This is a genomic window from Micromonospora sp. Mcm103, assembly GCF_024519755.1.
Classification (GTDB): Bacteria; Actinomycetota; Actinomycetes; order Mycobacteriales; family Micromonosporaceae; genus Micromonospora; species Micromonospora aurantiaca.
Genome location: NZ_JALJRJ010000015.1, coordinates 43,830 through 63,391, shown reverse-complemented (window position 1 = coordinate 63,391; position 19,562 = coordinate 43,830). Strand labels below are relative to the sequence as shown.

Annotated in this window: 22 protein-coding genes; 1 reads left to right on the top strand and 21 read right to left on the bottom strand. The window is 74.7% G+C overall.

The genetic code is table 11. From position 1 onward, the window contains the following. Positions 1–8: 8 nt before the first annotated feature. The 5 genes from hisH to hisD are packed head-to-tail and all read right to left on the bottom strand — an operon-like array spanning position 9 to position 3,799. The gene (hisH, locus tag OC439_RS19130) at positions 9–629 is read right to left on the bottom strand and encodes an imidazole glycerol phosphate synthase subunit HisH (protein WP_262014610.1); all 621 of its coding nucleotides are present in this window, start codon (positions 627–629) and stop codon (positions 9–11) included. After that, positions 629–796 (bottom strand): hypothetical protein, encoded by a 168-nt coding sequence (locus tag OC439_RS19125; protein WP_167796924.1) that lies wholly within the window; start codon positions 794–796, stop codon positions 629–631. The genes hisH and OC439_RS19125 overlap by 1 nt, the downstream gene beginning before the upstream one ends. Beyond that, the gene (gene hisB / locus OC439_RS19120; RefSeq protein ID WP_262014609.1) at positions 796–1,407 is read right to left on the bottom strand and encodes an imidazoleglycerol-phosphate dehydratase HisB; all 612 of its coding nucleotides are present in this window, start codon (positions 1,405–1,407) and stop codon (positions 796–798) included. Before hisB ends, OC439_RS19125 begins: the two co-directional genes overlap by 1 nt. Beyond that, positions 1,404–2,477: a histidinol-phosphate transaminase gene (locus OC439_RS19115; RefSeq protein WP_262014608.1), complete on the bottom strand. Its 1,074-nt coding sequence runs from the start codon at positions 2,475–2,477 to the stop codon at positions 1,404–1,406. Before OC439_RS19115 ends, hisB begins: the two co-directional genes overlap by 4 nt. Then, positions 2,474–3,799 (bottom strand): histidinol dehydrogenase, encoded by a 1,326-nt coding sequence (hisD, locus tag OC439_RS19110; protein WP_262014607.1) that lies wholly within the window; start codon positions 3,797–3,799, stop codon positions 2,474–2,476. The genes OC439_RS19115 and hisD overlap by 4 nt, the downstream gene beginning before the upstream one ends. A 108-nt stretch (positions 3,800–3,907) precedes the next feature. Here hisD and OC439_RS19105 point away from each other — a divergent pair, with 108 nt between their 5' ends. After that, positions 3,908–4,612, top strand: a complete 705-nt coding sequence (locus OC439_RS19105; protein WP_262014606.1) for an LON peptidase substrate-binding domain-containing protein — start codon at positions 3,908–3,910, stop codon at positions 4,610–4,612. On the opposite strand, the gene OC439_RS19100 is transcribed toward OC439_RS19105, so the two are convergent. From OC439_RS19100 to murC, 16 genes are all read right to left on the bottom strand, one after another. Further along, positions 4,578–5,444, bottom strand: coding sequence for a DUF2567 domain-containing protein (locus tag OC439_RS19100; RefSeq protein ID WP_262014605.1), 867 nt, complete (start codon positions 5,442–5,444; stop codon positions 4,578–4,580). The two genes, OC439_RS19105 and OC439_RS19100, sit on opposite strands and share 35 nt — an antisense overlap. A 48-nt stretch (positions 5,445–5,492) precedes the next feature. After that, entirely contained in the window at positions 5,493–7,040 is a 1,548-nt protein-coding gene (locus OC439_RS19095) for an ATPase (protein WP_262014604.1), read from the bottom strand. 140 nt (positions 7,041–7,180) lie between these two features. After that, positions 7,181–8,029 carry a hypothetical protein gene (locus OC439_RS19090; protein ID WP_262014603.1) on the bottom strand — a complete coding sequence of 283 codons (849 nt, stop codon included), beginning with the start codon at positions 8,027–8,029 and terminating at the stop codon, positions 7,181–7,183. A 1-nt stretch (position 8,030) separates the two neighbouring features. After that, on the bottom strand, positions 8,031–8,975 hold the full coding sequence (locus OC439_RS19085; protein WP_262014602.1) for an RluA family pseudouridine synthase: 945 nt from the start codon (positions 8,973–8,975) through the stop codon (positions 8,031–8,033). Beyond that, on the bottom strand, positions 8,972–9,586 hold the full coding sequence (lspA, locus tag OC439_RS19080; protein ID WP_262014601.1) for a signal peptidase II: 615 nt from the start codon (positions 9,584–9,586) through the stop codon (positions 8,972–8,974). Before lspA ends, OC439_RS19085 begins: the two co-directional genes overlap by 4 nt. 68 nt (positions 9,587–9,654) lie before the next feature. Further along, entirely contained in the window at positions 9,655–10,074 is a 420-nt protein-coding gene (locus tag OC439_RS19075; RefSeq protein WP_018785248.1) for a TraR/DksA family transcriptional regulator, read from the bottom strand. Positions 10,075–10,299: 225 nt separating this feature from the next. Next, positions 10,300–11,805, bottom strand: a complete 1,506-nt coding sequence (locus OC439_RS19070; RefSeq protein ID WP_262014600.1) for a potassium/proton antiporter — start codon at positions 11,803–11,805, stop codon at positions 10,300–10,302. Positions 11,806–11,827: 22 nt separating this feature from the next. Continuing rightward, positions 11,828–12,136: a DUF167 domain-containing protein gene (locus OC439_RS19065; RefSeq protein ID WP_262014599.1), complete on the bottom strand. Its 309-nt coding sequence runs from the start codon at positions 12,134–12,136 to the stop codon at positions 11,828–11,830. A gap of 2 nt (positions 12,137–12,138) precedes the next feature. Continuing rightward, positions 12,139–12,972, bottom strand: coding sequence for a hypothetical protein (locus OC439_RS19060; RefSeq protein WP_410054937.1), 834 nt, complete (start codon positions 12,970–12,972; stop codon positions 12,139–12,141). A 72-nt stretch (positions 12,973–13,044) separates the two neighbouring features. Continuing rightward, on the bottom strand, positions 13,045–13,848 hold the full coding sequence (locus tag OC439_RS19055; RefSeq protein WP_262014598.1) for a DivIVA domain-containing protein: 804 nt from the start codon (positions 13,846–13,848) through the stop codon (positions 13,045–13,047). Between the two features lie 41 nt (positions 13,849–13,889). Next, complete coding sequence (locus OC439_RS19050; RefSeq protein ID WP_013287596.1) at positions 13,890–14,195, bottom strand: YggT family protein; 306 nt, start codon at positions 14,193–14,195, stop codon at positions 13,890–13,892. Positions 14,196–14,223: 28 nt separating this feature from the next. Beyond that, entirely contained in the window at positions 14,224–14,925 is a 702-nt protein-coding gene (locus OC439_RS19045; RefSeq protein ID WP_262014597.1) for a cell division protein SepF, read from the bottom strand. Between the two features lie 193 nt (positions 14,926–15,118). After that, on the bottom strand, positions 15,119–15,865 hold the full coding sequence (locus tag OC439_RS19040; protein WP_262014596.1) for a YggS family pyridoxal phosphate-dependent enzyme: 747 nt from the start codon (positions 15,863–15,865) through the stop codon (positions 15,119–15,121). Between the two features lie 9 nt (positions 15,866–15,874). After that, positions 15,875–16,990 carry a cell division protein FtsZ gene (ftsZ, locus tag OC439_RS19035; RefSeq protein WP_135241281.1) on the bottom strand — a complete coding sequence of 372 codons (1,116 nt, stop codon included), beginning with the start codon at positions 16,988–16,990 and terminating at the stop codon, positions 15,875–15,877. 246 nt (positions 16,991–17,236) lie between these two features. After that, positions 17,237–18,055: a cell division protein FtsQ/DivIB gene (locus tag OC439_RS19030; RefSeq protein WP_262014595.1), complete on the bottom strand. Its 819-nt coding sequence runs from the start codon at positions 18,053–18,055 to the stop codon at positions 17,237–17,239. Next, positions 18,052–19,533: a UDP-N-acetylmuramate--L-alanine ligase gene (murC, locus tag OC439_RS19025; protein WP_262014594.1), complete on the bottom strand. Its 1,482-nt coding sequence runs from the start codon at positions 19,531–19,533 to the stop codon at positions 18,052–18,054. The genes OC439_RS19030 and murC overlap by 4 nt, the downstream gene beginning before the upstream one ends. Between the last annotated feature and the right edge of the window lie 29 nt (positions 19,534–19,562).

Sequence of the window (19,562 nt, the reverse complement as noted above, 5' to 3'; positions counted from 1 at the left end):
CGGTCCGGTCACAGCGTGCCGAGCCAGTTGCGCAGCAACGCGGCACCGGCGTCGGCGGACTTCTCCGGGTGGAACTGCGCCGCCGAGAGCGGCCCCCGCTCCACCGCCGCGACGAAGTCCGCGCCGTGGTGCGCGGTGGTCACCGTGGCGCCCGCCTCGGCCAGCGCCGCCGGGTCGGTCACCCCGTAGGAGTGGACGAAGTAGAACCGGGTGCCCTCGGGCAGCCCGGCGAACAGCGTCGAGCCGGCCGGCGGGTGCACGGTGTTCCAGCCCATGTGCGGCAGCCGCCGCGCGGGCAGGCGGGTCACCCCGCCGGGCAGCAGCCCGAGCCCCTTGGTGACCACGCCGTGCTCCTCGCCGTGCCCGAAGAGGATCTGCATGCCGACGCAGATGCCCAGCACCGGCCGCCCGGCGGCGACCCGGTCGGCGATGACCGGCCCGGCGCCCAGCGCCTCGATCCCGGCCATGCACGCGGCGAACGCGCCCACGCCCGGCACCACCAGGCCGTCGGCGGACGCGGCGGCCTCCAGGTCGTCGGTGACCGTCACGTCGGCGCCGGCCCGCGCCACCGCGCGCTCGGCCGACCGCAGGTTGCCCGAGCCGTAGTCGAGCACCACCACCCGTGCCATCAGCTCTCCCCCGGCAGCAGCCAGAGCACGCCGGCGGCGGTCGCCAGCAGGGCCAGCAGGCCGGTGATCACCACGGCGGCGCGCGGTGCGCCCTGCTTGAGCAGCGACCACGTCCCGCCGACCAGCAGGCCGGCCACGATCAACAGAAGAGTGGGCAGCACCTTCATCAGAGAGCGCCCTTCGTGGACGGCACCACGCCCGCGTTGCGCGGATCGACAGCGGTGGCCTCGCGCAACGCGCGGGAGACGGCCTTGAACTGCGCCTCGACCACGTGGTGGGCGTCCGGGTGACCGCCGGGCCGGGCCGCGCGCAGCACGTCCACGTGCAGCGTGATCCGGGCCGACTGGCCGAACGACTCCCAGATGTGCCGGGTCATGCTGGTCGGGTAGACCGGACCGATGTACGGGGCCAGCGCCGGCTCGTCGTGCACCACGTACGGGCGGCCGGACAGGTCGACGGCGGCCCGGACCAGCACCTCGTCCATCGGGACGGTGGCCGAGCCGTACCGCCGGATGCCGGCCTTGTCGCCCAGCGCCCGGTCGAACGCGGCGCCCAGCGCGAGCGCCGTGTCCTCCATCGTGTGGTGCGCGTCGATCTCCAGGTCGCCGACGGTGTGCACGGTCAGGTCGAAGCCGCCGTGCCGGGCGATCTGGTTGAGCATGTGGTCGTAGAAGCCGACACCGGTCTCGATGTCGGCCTTGCCGGTGCCGTCGAGGTCGATCTCGACGAGCACCTTCGTCTCGTTTGTGACCCGCTCGATCCGGGCGATCCGGCTCATGAAACTGTCTCCATCGCGGTGAGGAAGGCGTCGGTCTCGGTCGGGGTGCCGGCGGTGACGCGCAGCCAGCCGGGCAGGCCGACGTCGCGCACCAGCACGCCGGCATCGAGCAGGGTACGCCAGGCCACCGCCTGGTCCCCCTCGACGGCGAACAGCACGAAGTTGGCGTCGCTGTCGGCCACCCGGTGGCCCCGGGCGCGCAGCTCGGCGACGATCCGGTCCCGCTGCCGCATGATCGCGGCCACGGTGCCGAGCAGGGCGTCCCGGTGCGCCAGCGCCGCGCGGGCCGCGGCCTGGGTGAGCGCGGACAGGTGGTACGGCAGCCGGACCAGCTGCACCGCGTCCACCACCGCCGGGTCGGCGGCCAGGTAGCCGAGCCGGCCGCCGGCGAACCCGAACGCCTTGCTCATGGTGCGGGTCACCACCAGCCGCGGGTGGCCCGGGAGCACCGCCAGCGCGCTCACCGTGCCGGGCCGGGCGAACTCGGCGTACGCCTCGTCCACGACCACCATGCCGGGTGCCTCGTCCAGCACTGCGGCGACCACGGCCGGGTCGAGCGCGGTACCGGTCGGGTTGTTCGGCGAGCAGAGGAACACCACGTCCGGCCGGTGCTCGCGGACCTGGGCCACCGCCTCGCCGGCGGTGAGCCCGAAGTCCTCGCCGCGGCGGGCGGGCACCCACCGGGTGCCGGTGCCGAGCGCCAGCAGCGGGTGCATCGAGTACGCCGGCGTGAAGCCGAGCGCGGTGCGCCCGGGACCGCCGAACGCCTGGAGCAGTTGCTGCTGGATCTCGTTGGAGCCGTTCGCCGCCCACACGTGGTCGGCGGTGAGCCCGTGCCCGAGGTACGCGGCCAGGTCGGCGCGCAGCGCCACCGCGTCCCGGTCCGGGTAGCGGTTGAGGTCGCGCAGCTCGGCGGCGACCGCCTTGCCGATCGCCTCCACCACCGGCTCGGGCACCGGGTAGGAGTTCTCGTTGGTGTTCAGCCGCACCGGCACGTCGAGCTGCGGCGCCCCGTACGGCGTCCGTCCGCGCAGGTCGTCGCGGATCGGCAGGTCGTCGAGCGTGGTCACGACGCGCCGCCCTCGCCGAACCGGACGCTGACCGCCTGGCCGTGCGCGGGCAGGTCCTCCACGGTCGCCAGGGTGACCACGTGCGGCGCCACCTCGCGCAGCGCGTCCCGCGTGTATTCGACCAGGTGCACGCCGCGCAGGAACGACTGCACGGACAGCCCGGAGGAGTGCCGCGCGCAGCCGCCGGTGGGCAGCACGTGGTTGGAGCCCGCGCAGTAGTCGCCGAGCGACACCGGCGACCAGGCGCCCACGAACACCGCCCCGGCGTTGCGGACCCGCAGCGCCCACTCGCGGGCGTTCTCGGTCTGGATCTCCAGGTGCTCGGCCGCGTACGCGTCGACCACCCGCAGCCCGGCCTCCAGGTCGTCGACCAGGACCACGCCGCTCTGCTCGCCGCGCAGCGCGGTGCCGATCCGCTCGGCGTGCTTGGCCGCCGGCGCCTGCCGGGCAAGCTCCGCGTCGACCGCGTCGGCCAGCGCGGTGGACGGGGTGACGAGCACGCTCGCGGCGAGCGGGTCGTGCTCGGCCTGGCTGATCAGGTCGGCGGCGACGTGCGCCGGGTCGGCGGTGTCGTCGGCCAGGATCGCGATCTCGGTCGGGCCGGCCTCGGCGTCGATGCCGACCACGCCGCGCAGCAGCCGCTTCGCGGCGGTGACCCAGATGTTGCCCGGGCCGGTGATCATGTCGACCGGCTCGCAGCGTTCGTCGCCGGCCGGGTCGACGCCCGCGCCGTACGCGAGCATGGCGACCGCCTGGGCGCCGCCGACCGCGTACACCTCGTCCACGCCGAGCAGCGCGCAGGCCGCGAGGACCCGGCGGTCGGGCAGGCCGTCGTTGTCCTTCTGCGGCGGGCTCACCACCACCAGCGAGCGCACCCCGGCCGCCTGGGCCGGGACCACGTTCATCACCACCGTCGACGGGTACATGGCCAGGCCGCCGGGGACGTACAGACCGACCCGGTCGACAGGCACCCACCGCTCGGTCACCGTGCCACCCGGCACCACAGTCGTGGTGTGGTCGGTACGCCGCTGGTCGGCGTGGACCTTGCGGGCCCGGGTGATCGACTCCAGCAGCGCGGCGCGGACCTGCGGGTCCAGCTCGCCCTCGGCGGCGCGGATCGTCTCGACCGGCACCCGCAGCCGCTCCGGCGAGACGCCGTCGAACCGTTCGCTCGCCTCCCGGATCGCCGGGTACCCATGGTCCCGGACCGCCTCCACGAGCGGGCGGATCCGCTCGACCGCCACGGAGACGTCGAGCTGGGCACGGGGCAGCAGGCGGCGCGGGTCACGGGTCCCGCCGCGCAGGTCGATCCGATTCAGCACGCCTGCGAGTCTAGGCCGCCGCCGGTGTCACCGGCCGGGCCCGCCCGCACGCCGGGACGGTGAGCCGGGACACGCGCGGGCGGGCGGGTTGGCGATACGCTCGATCACGTGAGCGCACGGCTGCCGGTGTTCCCGCTCGGGACCGTCCTCTTCCCCGGGCTGGTCCTTCCGCTGCACATCTTCGAGGAGCGCTACAAGGCGCTGGTGCGCCACCTCGTGGGGCTGCCCGAGGGCGCGCCGCGCGAGTTCGGCGTGGTGGCGATCCAGGCCGGATGGGAGGTCGCGCCGGCCGGGCCGCCGGGGCGTTCCGGGCCGGCCGGCGGCGACGTCACGCTGCACGAGGTCGGCTGCACCGCCGAGCTGCGGCAGGTCACCGAGCTGGCCGACGGCGGCTTCGACATCGTCACGGTCGGGCGGCGGCGGTTCCGGGTCGCCGAGGTGGACGACTCCGCCGAGCCGTACCTGACCGCCGAGGTGGAGTGGCTGCCCGAGCCGGACGGCCCGGACGAGGTCTCCGACCTGCTGGCGGCCCGGGTGATCTCGGTGTTCCGGCAATATCTCGGCCTGATCCGGCCGGACCAGCAGGAGATCACCGAGCAGCTGCCGGAGGATCCGACGGTCCTGTCGCACCTGGTCGCCGCGACCGCCGCGCTGACCGTCGCCGACCGGCAGCGGCTGCTCGCCGCCGACGACACGGCCGGGCGGCTGCGCGCCGAGCTGCGCCTGCTCAACCGGGAGACGGCGTTGCTGCGGCAGGTGCGCGCGGTGCCGGTGCCGCTCAGCGAGCTGGCTGGTCCCCCGGCGCCGAACTGAACCCGGGCGGGGGCGGCGGCCAGGCCGCGTCGGGCTCCGGCTCCGGCCGCAGCGACGGCCACCGCGACCAGCCCGCCAGCAGCGTGTACGTGACTGCGGCGCCGAACGCGGCGAGCAGCAGGTTCCCGTGCGGCACCGGCAGCGGGCCGTACCAGTCGACGCCGCCGGCGCGCAGGTCGACGGGCTTGGTGAAGGCGGTGCCCGCCGGCGCGGTCTCCACCAGCCGCTGGAACGTCGACAGCCCGATCCGGCGGCCGACCTGCCAGGCCACCACCGCCGCGCCGAGACCGCCGAGCGTCACCGCGACCAGGCCGGCCGGCCCGCGCCGACGCCGCAGCAGCACCCACAGGGCGATCGCGGCGAGCACGCCGAAGCCGAGCGTCAGGAGGCTGAACCAGCCGTCCGCGGCGATCGGCTGCTCCGGCTGCGTGGTCGCGTAGACCGTGCCGGCGGGGGTCTGCCGGACCGGGGTGGCGGGCGCCGCCCACGCCCACAGCAGGCCCAGCGGCGCGCCGAGCGCGGTGAGCAGCGCGACCACGCCGAGCGCGGTCAGCAGCGGGCGGCGGGACCGGGTCGCGCCGGGTAGCTCCGCCACCACGCCCGGGTATCCGGCGAGCGGGTCGGCGCCGGGTGCGGTGACCGGCGTGCCGGCGGGTACCGGCAGGCCGCCGGGCCAGCCGGGCGGCTGAGCGTACTCGGGCCACACGCCGCCGGGACGCGGGGCGTCGCCGGGACGCGAGGCGTCGCCCGGCCGCGGGGCGTCGCCGGTGCGCGCGTCGGTGCCGTCGGTGCGCTCGCGCGCCCGCTCGGGCTCAGGGGTGTCCGGACTCACCCGTTGATCCTCTCAGGCCCGGGCACGGCGCGGGGCGGTGGTCGCCGCTCAGCGCGCGAACGGTTCCAGCATCACCGCTGCCGCCTTGAGCCAGGCGTTGCGGGTCTCGGCCTGGAGCTGGTGGTACTCGATCGAGGAGCCGGTCTCCAGCGCCGGGTCGTAGGGCACCACGGCGACCGCCCGGGTCCGGGTGGCGAAGTGCCGTTCCAGGTCGTCCTGCAACGAGGTACGCCCCGGCGTGGGGCAGGAGATCAGCGTGACCGCGTTGTCGGCCAGCTCGCCCATGCCCACCTCGTGCAGCAGGTCGAGCATCCAGTCCGCGCTGAACGCCGCGTCCTCGCGCGGCACGGTGGTCACCACGAGCTGGTCGGCGGCCTGCATGACGGTGCGCCAGTTCGGGCTCTCCACGTTGTTGCCGGTGTCCACGCAGACCACCTCGTGGGTGCGGCGCAGCAGCTCCAGCACCCGCTTGACGGTGAACTGGTCGAGCCGCTGCGCGAAGCGCGGGCTCTCCTCGCCGGCCAGCACGTCGTACGAGCCGTCGGAGGCGTGCCGCAGGTAGTCGTCGAGGTGCGACAGCAGCGTGTTGCCCTCGAGGATCTCGATCTGCGCCAGGTCGTGGATCAGGTGCCGGATGGTACGGGCGTGCCGGGCGCTGCCGGCCCGCAGACCGAGCGTGCCGCGCAGTTCGTTGTCGTCCCAGGCGAGTACGCCGCGTCCGCGGACGCTGCCCACCGTCGCGGCGGCGAGCACCGTCGCTGTGGTCTTGTGCACCCCGCCCTTGGGGTTGGCGAAGGCGAGCACCCGCGGGGTGCCCAGCTCGCGCCGCAGCACGCTGGTCGCCCGTTCCAGTTCCGGGTCCGGCTCCGGGGCGCGCCACTGCACCTGGGCCGCGTCGACCCGGCCGGAGCGGCCCTCCAGCGGGCGGCGGGGCGCGGGCACCACCGGCTCCGGGGCGGGCGGCGTGTCCGGCCGGTAGCGGCCCCGGTCGAGCAGCGCGTAGCGGGACTCGGGCGGGGGCGGCGCGGGCCGGTAGCCGCCGTCCAGAAGGGAGTACCGGGACTCGGCCGGCGCCTCGGCCCGGCCGCGCGGCTCCGGACGGGCCGGTTCGGGTCGCCAGGACGGCTCCGGGCGCGGCTCGGCGGTGAAGGGCTGTTCAGGCGCGAGTGCCGGCTCGGGCGCGAACGACGGGTCGGCGCGCCAGGACGGGTCGGGCGGGTAGGGCTGCCCGGCGCGCCAGGACGGCTCCGGATCGCTGCGGTACGCCGGTTCGGCCCGGTAGGCGGGCTCGCCGTCGTGCCGGGGATCGGCGCGGAAGGCCGGGTCGACCCGGAACGTGGCCTCGGCCCGGTAACCGGGCTCGGCGCCGTACGACCCGTCGGGGGCGCGGCCGACGGCGGTGGCGCGCCCGGTCCACCCGGCGCCCGCGCCACGACGGGGCAGCGGGTCGGGCGGCGGCGCCGGTTGCTCCTCGACGTGCCGGTCGGCGTCGGCGTGCTCCGCGCCGCGACCGCCGAGCCGGGCCCGGTCGAGCAGCGCCCGCCACCGCGGTGCCGGCTCGCCCTGCCGACCCCAGCCGGTCTCGCTGCCGTCCAAGGATTCGCCCTCCCCCAGCCCATCGATCTCCGCCTGACAGGCTACGAACGAAACCCTATTCGGACCACTCCCCGCGCCGCACATCGCCCGGTGGTCCGCCGCACCATGGGATCGGCCGGGTCGCCGCGTACCCCGATGTCTCAGGAGGTGGGAGCGGGATTGGGCGTCCCGGAGCCGGCGGCGGGTGCGGGGGCGGTGGGTGAAGGTCCGCTCACCGTCCGTGCGGCTTCCGACGAATCGCCCATTCCGCCTGCCTCGGCCGGGCCGGTGTCGGCCGGCGGCCGGACCACGTCGCGCTGTTCGGGCAGCGGCGGGGTGAACACGGTCCGGTCCAGGCGGCGCACCTCCGGCGCCGGGTCCACCACCCGTACGCCCGAGCGCGCGGTGAGCGCGCGCAGGGCGTCCGGAGCGGCACTCACGACCGCGGCGTAGACGCAGGCGCAGCCGGTCCGGTACGCCTCCGCCTCGCGGGCGGCGACCTCCGCGCCGCTGTCGTACACCCGGCGCAGTTCCGGATCGGCGGTGGCCGCGGCGGCGCGCGATCGGTAGTCAGCGGCCTCCCGGTCCTTGCGCGTCGCGACGCCGGCCATGCCGGCCACCACGTCCTGCGGCAGGCGCAGCGCCGCGATCCGGACGATCTCGGTCTGCCGGCCGGGCAGCGGCACCCGCGCCACCACCGCCGAGACCCGCGTGCCGTTCAGCGCGGCGGCCGCCCGCCCCGGGGTCAGGTAGCCGTCGAACGACACCAGCGCGTAACCGTCCGGCGCGTCGAGGCGGGCCAGTTCGTCCCCGGCGGCCCGCAGGTACGCCGGGATGCTCGCGCCGTCGGTCACGCCGACCCTCGTCACCTCGCCCACGGTGCGGTCGCTCACCGGCCGGTCCCGCCGCTGCGCCACCGCCACCACCAGCACCACGAGCGCGCAGGCCAGTGCGACCCAGGTCAGCACGGCGGACCGGGACCGGCGCGGCGGCGCGTGGTCGTCGCTCACGTCAGTCGCGCAGGATCTCCAGCGCCCGGGCCAGGTCGTCCGGGTACTCGCTGACGAACGTCACCTCGTCGCCGGTGCCCGGGTGCGCGAAGCTCAGCGAGCGGGCGTGCAACCACTGCCGGGACAGCCCCAGCCGGGCCGACAGCGTCGGGTCCGCGCCGTAGGTCAGGTCGCCCACGCAGGGGTGCCGCATGCTGGAGAAGTGCACCCGGATCTGGTGCGTACGCCCGGTCTCCAGCCGCACGTCGAGCAGGCTGGCGGCGGGGAACGCCTCGAGCGTGTCGTAGTGGGTGATGCTCGGCTTGCCACCGGAGACCACCGCCCAGCGGTAGTCGTGGTGCGGGTGCCTGTCGATCGGCGCGTCGATGGTGCCGCGCAGCGGGTCCGGGTGGCCCTGCACCACGGCGTGGTAGCGCTTCTCCACCTCGCGGTACTTGAACGCCCGCTTCAACGCGGTGTACGCGCGCTCGCTCTTGGCCACCGCCATGATCCCGGTGGTGCCGACGTCGAGCCGGTGCACCACGCCCTGCCGCTCGGCGGCGCCGCTGGTGGAGATCCGGTGGCCGATGCCGGCCAGCCCGCCGATCACCGTGGGGCCGGTCCAGCCCGGGCTCGGGTGCGCCGCCACCCCGACCGGCTTGTCCACCACCACGATGTCGTCGTCGGCGTACACCACGGTCAGGCCGGGCACGGCCTGCGGCACCACTGCCGGCGGCGCGGTCGGCGCGGGCAGCGTGACCTCCAGCCACGAGCCCGCCTTGACCTTGTGCGAGTTGGGCCGGGCCACGCCGTCGACGAGCGCGTCCCCGGCGTCGATCAGGCCGGCGGCGGCGGTGCGGGAGAGCCCGAACAGCCGGGACACGGCCTGGTCCAGGCGCATGCCGTCGAGGCCGTCGGGCACGGGCAGGGAACGGGTGTCGCCGCCGGCGGCGAAGGCGGAGGTCACGCGCTCTCCCGCTGCTCGGCCGGGGCGGTGTCGTCGCGCTTCTCGTCGCGCTTCTCGTCGCGCAGCCGGGAGCCGTCGCGCTGCCGGCCGGTCAGCTCCAGGAAGACCGCGAGCACCACGCCGCACACCAGCGAACTGTCGGCCAGGTTGAACACCGGCCAGACCTGGCCGTACGGGTCGAACAGGCTGATCATGTCGACCACGTGGCCGACGAAGTGGCCGGGCGCGCGGAAGATCCGGTCGATCAGGTTGCCCAGCGCGCCGCCCAGCACCAGGCCCAGCGACACCGCCCACGGCAGCGAGCGCAGCCGCAGCGCCATCCAGGTGATCCACCCGATCACCACGAACGTGATGATCGGGAAGACCCAGGTGTGGTCGGAGCCGATGCTCCAGGCCGCGCCGCTGTTGCGGGTGAGGCTGAAGTAGACGGCGCCGCCGAGCAGCGACACCGGCTCCCGGCCGGTCAGCTCGGCGAGCGCGAGCTGCTTCGTGCCGAGATCCGCCAGCAGCGAGAACAGGGACACGCCGAGCAGCAGGCCGACGGCCTTACGGCGGGGCGCGCCGGCGCCCGACTCGGTGGTGCCGGCCCCGGCGGGCGGTGCTGCGGTCATCTGCTCCCCATCGACGCTCGCGAGACGGTGCGGTCACCGTCTGCCGTACGGCCGCCGGGGAGCGGTGATCAGCGCCGCTCCTCCAGCTGCTTGCACGTCACGCAGAGGGTGGCCGACGGGAACGCGGCGAGCCGCTCCACCGGGATCGGGTTGCCGCACCGCTCGCACCAGCCGTAGCCACCCTCGTCGAGGCGCTCCAGCGCGCGCTCGACCTGCGTGATCCGTTCCTTGATGCTGTTGGCGAGAGAGATCTCCTGCTCCCGCTCGAACGTCTTGGTCCCGGTGTCGGCCTGGTCGTCCCCGGCCGAGTCGGTCAGCCGGTCGCGCTGCAGCTCGGTGATCTCGCTCAGCGTCTGATCGTACTCGGCGTTCAGCTCGTCCCGCCGTGCCGCCAGGGCGGCCCGGATCTTCTCGGTCTCCGCCGCGCTGCGGGTGGCCTTCGCCACCGGCTTGCGACCGGCGGTCCTGGTGTCGGCTGGCTTCGCCATCGTCAGCTCCCTCAGCCGCGCGGAGCGGCGGTCAGCGGTGCGTGGGCGGGGACGCCGTCGTCGGCGTCGTCCGCGTACGGAAGGGTGCACGGCGAGTGGGCCCGCCGTGCACTCCGGAGGTTGGCAAGAATACGGAACGTACAGGCGTCCGACAACGTGCCGCACCGTCGTCCCACGTATCCGCCCCGGACTGCCATCAATCGGGGCAAAAGGAACGGTAGCAGATCAGCGGGCCGTCTCCTCGCCGTACTCCCCGAACCACCTCGCCAACCGGCCCCGGCGACTCACCGCCCGCAGCCGCCGCTCGGTCTCGTCCCGTACTCCGGCGGTGGCGACGATGAGCAGGCTGTCCCCGACCTTGAGCCGGGTGTCAGCGCCCGGCACGAAACCGACCCCGTCACGCAGTACCAGCGTCACCGCGGCGCCGACCGGCAGCCGCAGCTCGTCCACGTGCACCCCGGCCAGCCGCGACCCGGCGGGCACCTCCAGCTGGAGCAGGTCGGCGCGCATCCGTTCCAGCGGGGCCGTCTCCAGCAGGATCTCGCTCGCCTCGGCCGGCGCGGTCACACCCAGCCGCCGGGCCGCCGGCGCCAGCGTCCCGGCCTGGAGCAACGTGAAGATCACCACCAGGACGAAGACGGCGTCGAACAGGCGGTCCGCCCCCGGCACGTGCAGCGACAGCGGGATGGTCGCCAGCACGACCGGCACCGCGCCGCGCAGCCCGGCCCAGGACAGGAACGCCTGCTCGCGCAGGTTCACCCGGAACGGCAGCGCGGAGACCGCCACGGACAGCGGCCGGGCGAGCAGCAGCAGCGCCAGCCCGGTGATCACGGCCGGCAGCACCGCCGAGTCCAGCCGGCTCGGCGAGACCAGCAGCCCGAGCAGCACGAACAGGCCGATCTGGGCCAGCCAGGCCAGCCCGTCGGCGAACCCGAGGATCGCCTGGCGGTGCGGCAGCCGGGAGTTGCCGAGCAGCACGCCCGCGACGTACACGGCGAGGAAGCCCGAGGCGTGCAGCACCGAGCCGGCCGCGTACGCCAGCACGGTGAAGCCGACCACCGCGATCGGGTACAGGCCGGCCGACGGCAGCGCGGCCCGGCGCAGCGCGTACCGGCCGGCCAGACCCGCGCCGACCCCGACCGCCGCGCCGGCGCTCAGCTCGTAGCCGAGCAGCAGCACCTCGTACCACCAGGGGTGGTGGGCCTCGACCCCGGCGCGGGACAGCAGCAGCACCAGCAGCACGACCGGGGCGTCGTTCACCCCGGACTCGGCCTCCAGCGCGGCCACCAGCCGGGGCGGCAGGCGCAGCCGGCGCAGCGTGGCGAACACGGCCGCCGCGTCGGTGGAGGAGAGCACCGCGCCGTAGAGCAGCGACAGCCGCCAGTCCAGGCCGAGCAGCAGGTGCACCACCACGCCGACGACCACGATGCTGACCACGACACCGACCGTGGACAGCGCCGCGGCCAGGCCGAGCACCGGCCGCAACGTGGTCCACCGCGCGGTCAGGCCGCCCTCCGCGATGATCACGATGAGCGCGCAGAAGCCCAGCACCCGGGTCAGTTCGACGTCGTCGAACCGGATGCCCAGGCCGGCCTCGCCGAGCAGCACGCCGAGCGCCAGGTAGACCAGCAGGCTCGGTACGCCGAGCCGGGTGGAGAACCGCACCGCCCCCACCGCGACCAGCAGCACGGCGGCGCCCACGAGCAGCGCGACGTCGAGCCCCGGGGTCATCGCCGGCCGGCCCGACCGGACCTCACGCCGTGCTGCCGTCGCGCAGCCGGCGCAGCACCTCGGGCAGCCCGTCGTGCGGGCGCTCGACCAGGAACAGCTTGTCGCGGCTGGCCGCGCCGGACCGCAGCGACACGGTCGCCGGCCGGACGCCGAGCGCGTCGGCGAGCGCGCGCCGGGCCGCCTCGGTGGCGCGGCCGTCCACCGCCGGCGCGTGCACGGCCACGACGAGCGCGGGGCCGTACGGCCCGTCGAACCGCCCGCCCACCCGGGCGCGGGCCGCCCCGGGCTTCACCCGCACCGCGACGGTGAGTGCGTCGTCCGCGCTCGTCATGGTCAGCGCGGCCGGGCCTCGGCGAGCAGGGTGGTGGCGGCCTCGCAGTGCGCGCACGGGGTGAAGCCCAGCGCGACCGCCTCGGCGACCGGCAGCGGTTCGTCCTCCCGGCCCACCAGGTGCGGGCAGCCGGGCAGGTGGAAGCGGGGATGGCCGTCGACCACCAGCACGTCGCCCGGTAGCCGGACCAGCCGGGCGACGTCGCCGGTGGAGAGGTACTCGGCGGGCGGGTCGCCGTCGAACGCCTCGCCCGGCGCGGGCGAGGTGGGCCGGGCGGTCTCCGGCACGCGCGGGCCGGGCGGCGAGTAGGGCGTCGCGTCCGCGACGACCGGGTCCGCGTCCACCGGATCCGGGTCAAGCGCCGCCGCGTACGGCCCGGCGGGCTCGGCCTCGAACGCGTGTGTGTACGGCCCGGCCTCGGCGTCGAACGCCGGCGTGTACGGCTCGGCGGCGGGCGTGTACGGCCCGGTGTCGGACGGCTCGGCCGGCGGCGAGTACGCGGCCGGCGGCGGGGCGTCGTCCGGGTCGGTCACCGGCGATCCGGGCGGTTGCCGCCACCCGGATCCACCGGCGCCGGCCGTGGACGTGTGGTGCGGGACCGGGCTCACCGGCTCGTCCGGGGACGGGACGGTGTGCGCGGTCCGTGGTCGCGGTCCGGTCTCCCGGCCGGCCGTGGCCCGTGCCGCGGCGGCCTGGCGGGCGAACGCGACGAAGGCGACGGCGGACAGCAGGCTGGCCGCGATCGAGACGATGAGCAGGAGGCTGGACCCGCCGGCGAGACCGGCGATCAGCAGCACGACCGCGACGAGGATGAGCAGGATGCTGGCGGCTACCACGGCTCACCCCCGGCCGCGTCGTGTCGGTCTGGGCGGTCGGTGGCCGTCACGGGGACGGCCACCGACGCGGGATCAGCGGCCGGACTCGAGCGAGCCCGAGCGGCCACCGCCGTAGGAGCCGGCGAGGCCGGCCGCGGCGAGACCGTTGCTGCCTGTGGCACGGGTGCCCTCGGTGCGGTTCATCTCCACCTCGAGACCCTGGCCGCGACCGTCGAGGTCACGCAGCTGGCTCTCCAGGTACGCCTTGAGGCGGGTGCGGTACTCGCGCTCGAACTGCTTGAGCTCCTCGATGTGCTTCTGCAGCGCGGTGCGCTTGGCGTCCAGGCCGCCCATGGCCTCCTGGTGCCGCTGGCGGGCGTCCCGCTCCAGGGCGTCGGCCTTGGCGCGCGCCTCCCGGGTGACCTCCTCGGCCTTCGAACGGGCCTCGGAGAGCAGCTGGTCGGCCTCGCGACGGGCGTCGGAGACGTGGTCGTCGGCGGTGCGCTGGGCCATCATGAGCACCCGCAGCGCCTGCTGCTCGCCGTCACCGGTCACGCCGGCCGGGCCGCCCTGCGTGCGGACCTGCTCCAGCTCGGCCTGCATCGCGCGGGCCGCCTGCTCGGCGGCCGCCTTGTCGCGCTGCACCCGGTCGAGCTGGGCCTTGACGTCGTTGAGCTCCGCCGCGAGGCGGGCGTCACCGCCGGGGCCGGCGGGAGCGCCACCCCGACCGCCGCGCTCCACCTGGGCGCGCAGCTCGTTGTTCTCCTCGATCAGACGGGCCAGCTCACGCTCGACCTCGTCCAGGAAGGCGTCGACCTCCTCCTCGTCATACCCCCGCTTGCCGATCGGCGGCTTTTTGAAGGCGACGTTGTGGACGTCGGCCGGGGTCAGCGGCATCGAAACTCCTCGGGTCAGTTGCGGCCGCGAAAGCGCTCTGGTCAGGCAAACGCGAAGATCAGGCGCCTAAACACGAACTCCATCAGCACGAACAGGATAACCAGGAGCACAAGGGAGGCCAGGTCGATGCTCACGGTACCAATTCGCAGTGGTGGGATCACACGCCTCAACGCTCGCAGGGGCGGATCAGTGACGCTCCACACGACTTCCAGTCCCGCCGACGCTCCCCGTCCCGGTTGCCAGCGGCGACCATAGGCCAGCACCGCTCCAAGAACAAATCGCGCCAATAGGACAATTAGGAAGATGTACAGCAGCAGGTAGAGCACCTGGAACAGGATCGACAACACGGCAGGCGACGTCCCTCGGTCGTGCGGCTCAGCTCAGGCTGAAGAAGCCGCCCTCAGCGATCTTGGCCTTGTCCTCCGCGGTGACCTGGACATTGGCCGGTGAGAGCAGGAACACCCGGTTGGTCACGCGCTCGATCGTACCGCGCAGACCGAACGCGAGCCCGGCCGCGAAGTCGACGAGCCGGCGGGCGTCCGCCTCGTCCATCTCGGTGAGGTTGATGATCACCGGTACGCCGTCCCGGAAGTGCTCGCCGATGGTCCGCGCCTCGCGGTACGTGGTCGGGTGCAGCGTGGTGATCTGGTAGCGCTGCTCGTCCTCCGGCGCCACACGCTCCCGCTCGCGCGGCTGAGCCTGCGGCGCGAGCGCGAGATTGTCCCGGGTGTGATAGGTCAGGGCGCCCGAGCTGTCGCCGCCGGAGGACCGGGTGATCGACCGCACGCTGGACCGCTCGGCCCGCTCCGGGCGCTCGGTCTCGGCCCGGTCGACGTCGGCGGCGCGGCTGGAGGCGCGCTCGGACAGCCGGCCCCGCTCGCCGAGCCGGCCACGCGTCGTCGGCGGCTCCTCGGCCTCGTCGTCGTCCTCGTCGGCGAACTCCTCGGCGTACCGGCTCGACCGGTAGCGCGACGAGTCCCGGTAGCCACCCTTGTCGTAGCCACCGTCCTCGTACGCCCGCTCGTCGTCCTCCTCGACGAGACCGAGCCAGACCCCCGCCTTGCGCAGTGCACCCATCCCCGCGCCCTTCCGTCCGCCGTGCGGCACGCGCCCCCGTGCCGTGTCGCTTGATCACGAGTGGACGATCATGCCCACCGGACCGGATCGGCAATCCCCTGACGTGCGGTTCGCGGTCCGCCCGTCACGGCCCCCGGCTACGGGAACGCCGTCCTGAACAACACTGATGTAATTTGCTTCCGTCGTGGTGAGGCTACCGCAGCGCAGGGCGCATTCCGAGCAACGCGCTGCCGACACGGACATGTGTCGCGCCGTGACCGATCGCGCTCTCCAGGTCTCCGCTCATGCCCGCCGACAGCACCGTCGCGCCCGGATGGTCGGCCCGCAGCGCCGCCGCCACCTCGGCCAGCCGGGCGAACGCCCGGTCCGGCTCCCAGCCCAGCGGCGCCACCGCCATCAGGCCCGCCAGCCGCAGCCCGTCGGCCCCGGCCACCGCCGCGGCCACCGGGTCGAGCCCGCGCTGCGGATCTGCCGCGCCCGGCAGCGCGCCGCCCCGGGCCGGGTCGCCGTCGATGCTCACCTGCACCAGCACGTCCAGCGGCCGGTCCCGGACCGCCCCGGCGGCGGCGTCCAGCGCGGCGGCCAGCCGGACGCTGTCCACCGACTGGACCACGTCGGCGTAGCGGACCACCGAGCGGGCCTTGTTGCGCTGCAACTGGCCGATGAAGTGCCAGCGCGGCGCGGCGCCGGTCTCTGCCACCGCCTGCGCCTTCGGCGCCGCCTCCTGGTCGCGGTTCTCCCCGACGTCGGTCACACCGAGCCCGGCCAGCGCGACCACGTCCGCCGCCGGGTACGTCTTGGTCACCGCGACCAGGGTGACCTCGTCGCGCGGCCGCCCGGCGGCCGCGCAGGCGTCGGCGATGCGGGCCCGCACCCGGGCCAGCCCGGCCGCCAGCTCGGCACGCCGCTCGGGCCGCACCGCCGTCTGTGACTCCGTCATCGGCGCGGCTCAGGACCCGTTCTTGAGGAAGTCGGGCACGTCGACGTCGTCGAACAGCACCCGGCGCGACGGCTGCTGCGGCGCCGGCATGGTGGCCGGCGGGCTCACCGGAGCGTTCGGCTGGGCCGGCGGGTTCTGGTTGCTCTTGCGCGGCGGCTCGACCGCCTTGTACGCCGGCGTGCCACCGTCGAAGCCCGCCGCGATCACTGTCACCCGCACCTCGTCGCCGAGCGCGTCGTCGATGACCGCACCGAAGATGATGTTCGCGTCCGGGTGGGCCGCGTCGGTGACCAGCTGCGCCGCGTCGTTGATCTCGAACAGGCCGAGGTCCGACCCGCCGGCGATGGAGAGCAGCACGCCGCGCGCGCCGTCCATGCTCTGCTCCAGCAGCGGGCTGGAGATGGCCGCCTCGGCCGCCTCGACGGCGCGGTTCTCGCCCCGGGCGCTGCCGATGCCCATGAGCGCGCTGCCGGCGCCGCTCATCACGCTCTTCACGTCGGCGAAGTCCAGGTTGATCAGACCCGGCGTGGTGATCAGGTCGGTGATGCCCTGGACACCGGAGAGGAGCACCTGGTCGGCGGTGCGGAACGCGTCCATCATGGAGATGTTGCGGTCGCCGAGCGCGAGCAGGCGGTCGTTCGGGATCACGATGAGCGTGTCGCACTGGTTGCGCAGCTCCTCGATGCCCGCCTCGGCCTGGACCTGCCGGCGCTTGCCCTCGAACGAGAACGGCCGGGTGACCACACCGATGGTGAGCGCGCCGAGCTTGCGGGCGATGTTCGCCACGACCGGCGCGCCGCCGGTGCCGGTGCCGCCGCCCTCGCCGCAGGTCACGAACACCATGTCGGCGCCCTTGAGGACCTCTTCGATCTCGTCGCGGTGGTCCTCGGCGGCGTTCTTGCCGACGTCCGGGTTGGCGCCCGCGCCGAGTCCCCGGGTCAGCTCCCGGCCCACGTCGAGCTTGACGTCCGCGTCGCTCATCAGCAACGCCTGCGCGTCGGTGTTGATCGCGATGAACTCGACGCCCTTGAGCCCAACCTCGATCATCCGGTTGACGGCGTTGACGCCGCCGCCCCCGATGCCGACGACCTTGATGACCGCCAGGTAGTTGTGCGGAGGTGTCATCTCCGGTCCTTTCCCTTCGAGATTGGCATGGGCCGACCCCACACGGCTTGGCCGGATCAGCGGCCGGACACTCCCCCGTGGCCTCCGACGACTGAACCCTCACCCTCTACTAGAGGCTTAGAGTTATGTCAACCACTGATCTCTTCGGGGCAACGTATGCGCCGCCGCGCCAGGAGCCAAGGACCTGTTCCGGCGTGTCGCCGACCGAGCGACAGGGGACACAGCGCCCGCCCGCTGAGCCTCGGGTCACTCGAACGTGACCACGTCCGGCGCGCTGACGTCGATCCGGTCCGCCTTGCGGCTCAGCAGAGCGGTCGCCACCGTCGACTTGTCGGTGCCCCGGGAGGCGTCGCCCCAGAACACCTGACGCTCACCGCGCAGCAGCAGCGTGATCCGGGCCAGGCCGGCCACGTCCACCGCGACCAGCTCCGCGCGCAGCTTCTCCCCCAGCGCCGCGAGCACCGCCAGCCCGGCCCGCGTACCCGGGTCGTCGGGGCCCGGCCGGGCCACCCGGACCTGCGGCAACCCGTCCGGCGCCCGGTCCAGGCGCTGGAACACCACGCCCGAGCCGTCGACGACCACGAAGCCCTCACCCTGCGGCACCGCCGCCACCGGGGTGCGCTCCCGCACCCGGATCACCAGCGTGCCCGGCCACTCCCGTTCCACAGTCGCGCTCGCCACCGGCGGCAGCGTGCCGACCTTGCGCGCGGTCGCGTCCAGGTCCACCCGGGCCAGCGGCGCATTGTCCGGCACCGCCGCGGCGTCGCGGATCTGCACCGGGGTGACCAGCCGCGCGCCGACCACCCGTACCTCGCGGACGCCGAACAGGCCGGTGCCCAGCACCGTCCACGCCACCAGGCCCGCGACGGCGAGCACCGCCGCGGCGACCGCCCACGGCAGCGCCGCCCGCATCCGCCGCTGCCGGGCCCGGGCCATGAACCGGCGGGTCGACGGCGGCACCGCGTCCGCGTTCGCCCGCACGAGCTGCCAGCGCCGGGCCGGGCTGCGCCGCCCGCCGCCGCCGTCCGGTCCAGGGGTACGGCCGCGGGCCGGACCGGGACTCATCCGGCCGGGGTCGCCGCGCCGTCCGGGTCGACGCCGGCGCCGAGCCCCGTGCCCCCGGCGGAGCGGGCGAGCAGGGCGTCGAGCAACTGGTCACCCATCAGCGAGATCGGCGGCGCGCCCATGGTCACCACCACGTCGCCGGTCCGCGCCCGCCGGGCCACCTCGGCCGGCACGTCGTCCCACGACTCGACGAACACCTTGCGTTCGGCCGGCAGCGACACCTCCTGGATCAGTGCGGCCGAGCCCTCGCCGGGGCGACGCGTCTCACCGGGGCCGAAGACCTCCAGCAGCACCACCTCGTCGGCGATGCCGAGCGCGGCGGCGATCTCCGCCTGGTTGTCGCGGGTGCGGTAGAGCCGGTACGGCTGGAACACCACGATCAGCCGGCCGTCGCCGGCGACCTCGCGCAGCGTCTGCAACGCCAGCGTCATCGAGGTCGGGTGGTAGGCGTACTCGTCGTAGACCAGCACGCCGTCGGCCACGCCCTTGCGCTCGAAGCGCCGCCGCACGCCGGGGAACGCGCCGAGCGCGGCCTCCGCCGCGGCCACCGGCAGTTCCAGCAGGTACGCGGCGAGCACCGCGGCGGCGCTGTTGAGCGCCATGTGCCGGCCCGGTACGGGCAGCCGGATCTCGCCCAGCGGCCGGCCCTCGACCTCGGCCTGGTAGCGCACCCCGTGCGCGGACGAGACGACCTCGCTCATCCGCAGGTCCGCGTCGGCGGACTCGCCGTACGTCCAGACCCGGCGGCCCTCGGCGCGCAGCGTCTCGGCCAGCCGGCGCCCGCCCGCGTCGTCGGCGCAGGTGATCACGAAGCCGGCCGGGTCGGTGAGCCGGGCGAACTCGGCGAACGCCGCCTCCAGGGTGGCCAGGTCACCGTAGGTGTTGAGGTGGTCCGCCTCGACGTTCGTGATGATCGACACGAACGGGCGGTAGATGAGGAAGGAGCGGTCGCTCTCGTCCGCCTCGACCACGAAGTGCTCGCCGGTGCCGTGGTGCGCGCCGGAACCCACCTCGGAGATCTCGCCGCCGATCACGAACGACGGGTCGGTGCCGGCCTGCTGGAGCACCATGGTGACCATCGACGTGGTGGACGTCTTGCCGTGGGTGCCGGCCACCGCCACCGTGCGGCGGCCCGTCATCGCCGCGGCGAGCGCCTCGGAGCGGTGCAGCACCCGCAGCCCGCGCCGGCGCGCCTCCACCATCTCCAGGTGGTCCTGCGGGATCGCCGAGGAGTAGACCACCGTGTCCACCCCGTCGAGGTTGGACGCCTCGTGGGTGGAGTGGATGGTGCCGCCGAGTGCCCGCAGGCCGGCCAGCGACGGCCACTCCCGCAGCTCGCTGCCGGAGACCGGCAGGCCCCGGGTGAGGAACAGCCGGGCCAGCCCGGCCATCCCGACCCCGCCCACCCCGATCAGGTGGATCCGGCCCAGGTCCTCCGCCGTCATGGTGCCGGCGGGCGTGAACTGCGCGGTGTTCATCAGACGTACCTTCCCGTCGCGGTGTCCCT

Bases quoted from the DNA above. Each gene is read 5' to 3' on its own strand.
- hisH (WP_262014610.1), bottom strand. From the start codon at position 629: ATGGCACGGGTGGTGGTGCTCGACTACGGCTCGGGCAACCTGCGGTCG.
- OC439_RS19125 (WP_167796924.1), bottom strand. From the start codon at position 796: ATGAAGGTGCTGCCCACTCTTCTGTTGATCGTGGCCGGCCTGCTGGTC.
- hisB (WP_262014609.1), bottom strand. From the start codon at position 1,407: ATGAGCCGGATCGCCCGGATCGAGCGGGTCACAAACGAGACGAAGGTG.
- lspA (WP_262014601.1), bottom strand. From the start codon at position 9,586: ATGACCGCAGCACCGCCCGCCGGGGCCGGCACCACCGAGTCGGGCGCC.
- OC439_RS19075 (WP_018785248.1), bottom strand. From the start codon at position 10,074: ATGGCGAAGCCAGCCGACACCAGGACCGCCGGTCGCAAGCCGGTGGCG.
- OC439_RS19070 (WP_262014600.1), bottom strand. From the start codon at position 11,805: ATGACCCCGGGGCTCGACGTCGCGCTGCTCGTGGGCGCCGCCGTGCTG.
- OC439_RS19065 (WP_262014599.1), bottom strand. From the start codon at position 12,136: ATGACGAGCGCGGACGACGCACTCACCGTCGCGGTGCGGGTGAAGCCC.
- OC439_RS19055 (WP_262014598.1), bottom strand. From the start codon at position 13,848: ATGCCGCTGACCCCGGCCGACGTCCACAACGTCGCCTTCAAAAAGCCG.
- OC439_RS19045 (WP_262014597.1), bottom strand. From the start codon at position 14,925: ATGGGTGCACTGCGCAAGGCGGGGGTCTGGCTCGGTCTCGTCGAGGAG.
- OC439_RS19040 (WP_262014596.1), bottom strand. From the start codon at position 15,865: ATGACGGAGTCACAGACGGCGGTGCGGCCCGAGCGGCGTGCCGAGCTG.
- ftsZ (WP_135241281.1), bottom strand. From the start codon at position 16,990: ATGACACCTCCGCACAACTACCTGGCGGTCATCAAGGTCGTCGGCATC.
- OC439_RS19030 (WP_262014595.1), bottom strand. From the start codon at position 18,055: ATGAGTCCCGGTCCGGCCCGCGGCCGTACCCCTGGACCGGACGGCGGC.
- murC (WP_262014594.1), bottom strand. From the start codon at position 19,533: ATGAACACCGCGCAGTTCACGCCCGCCGGCACCATGACGGCGGAGGAC.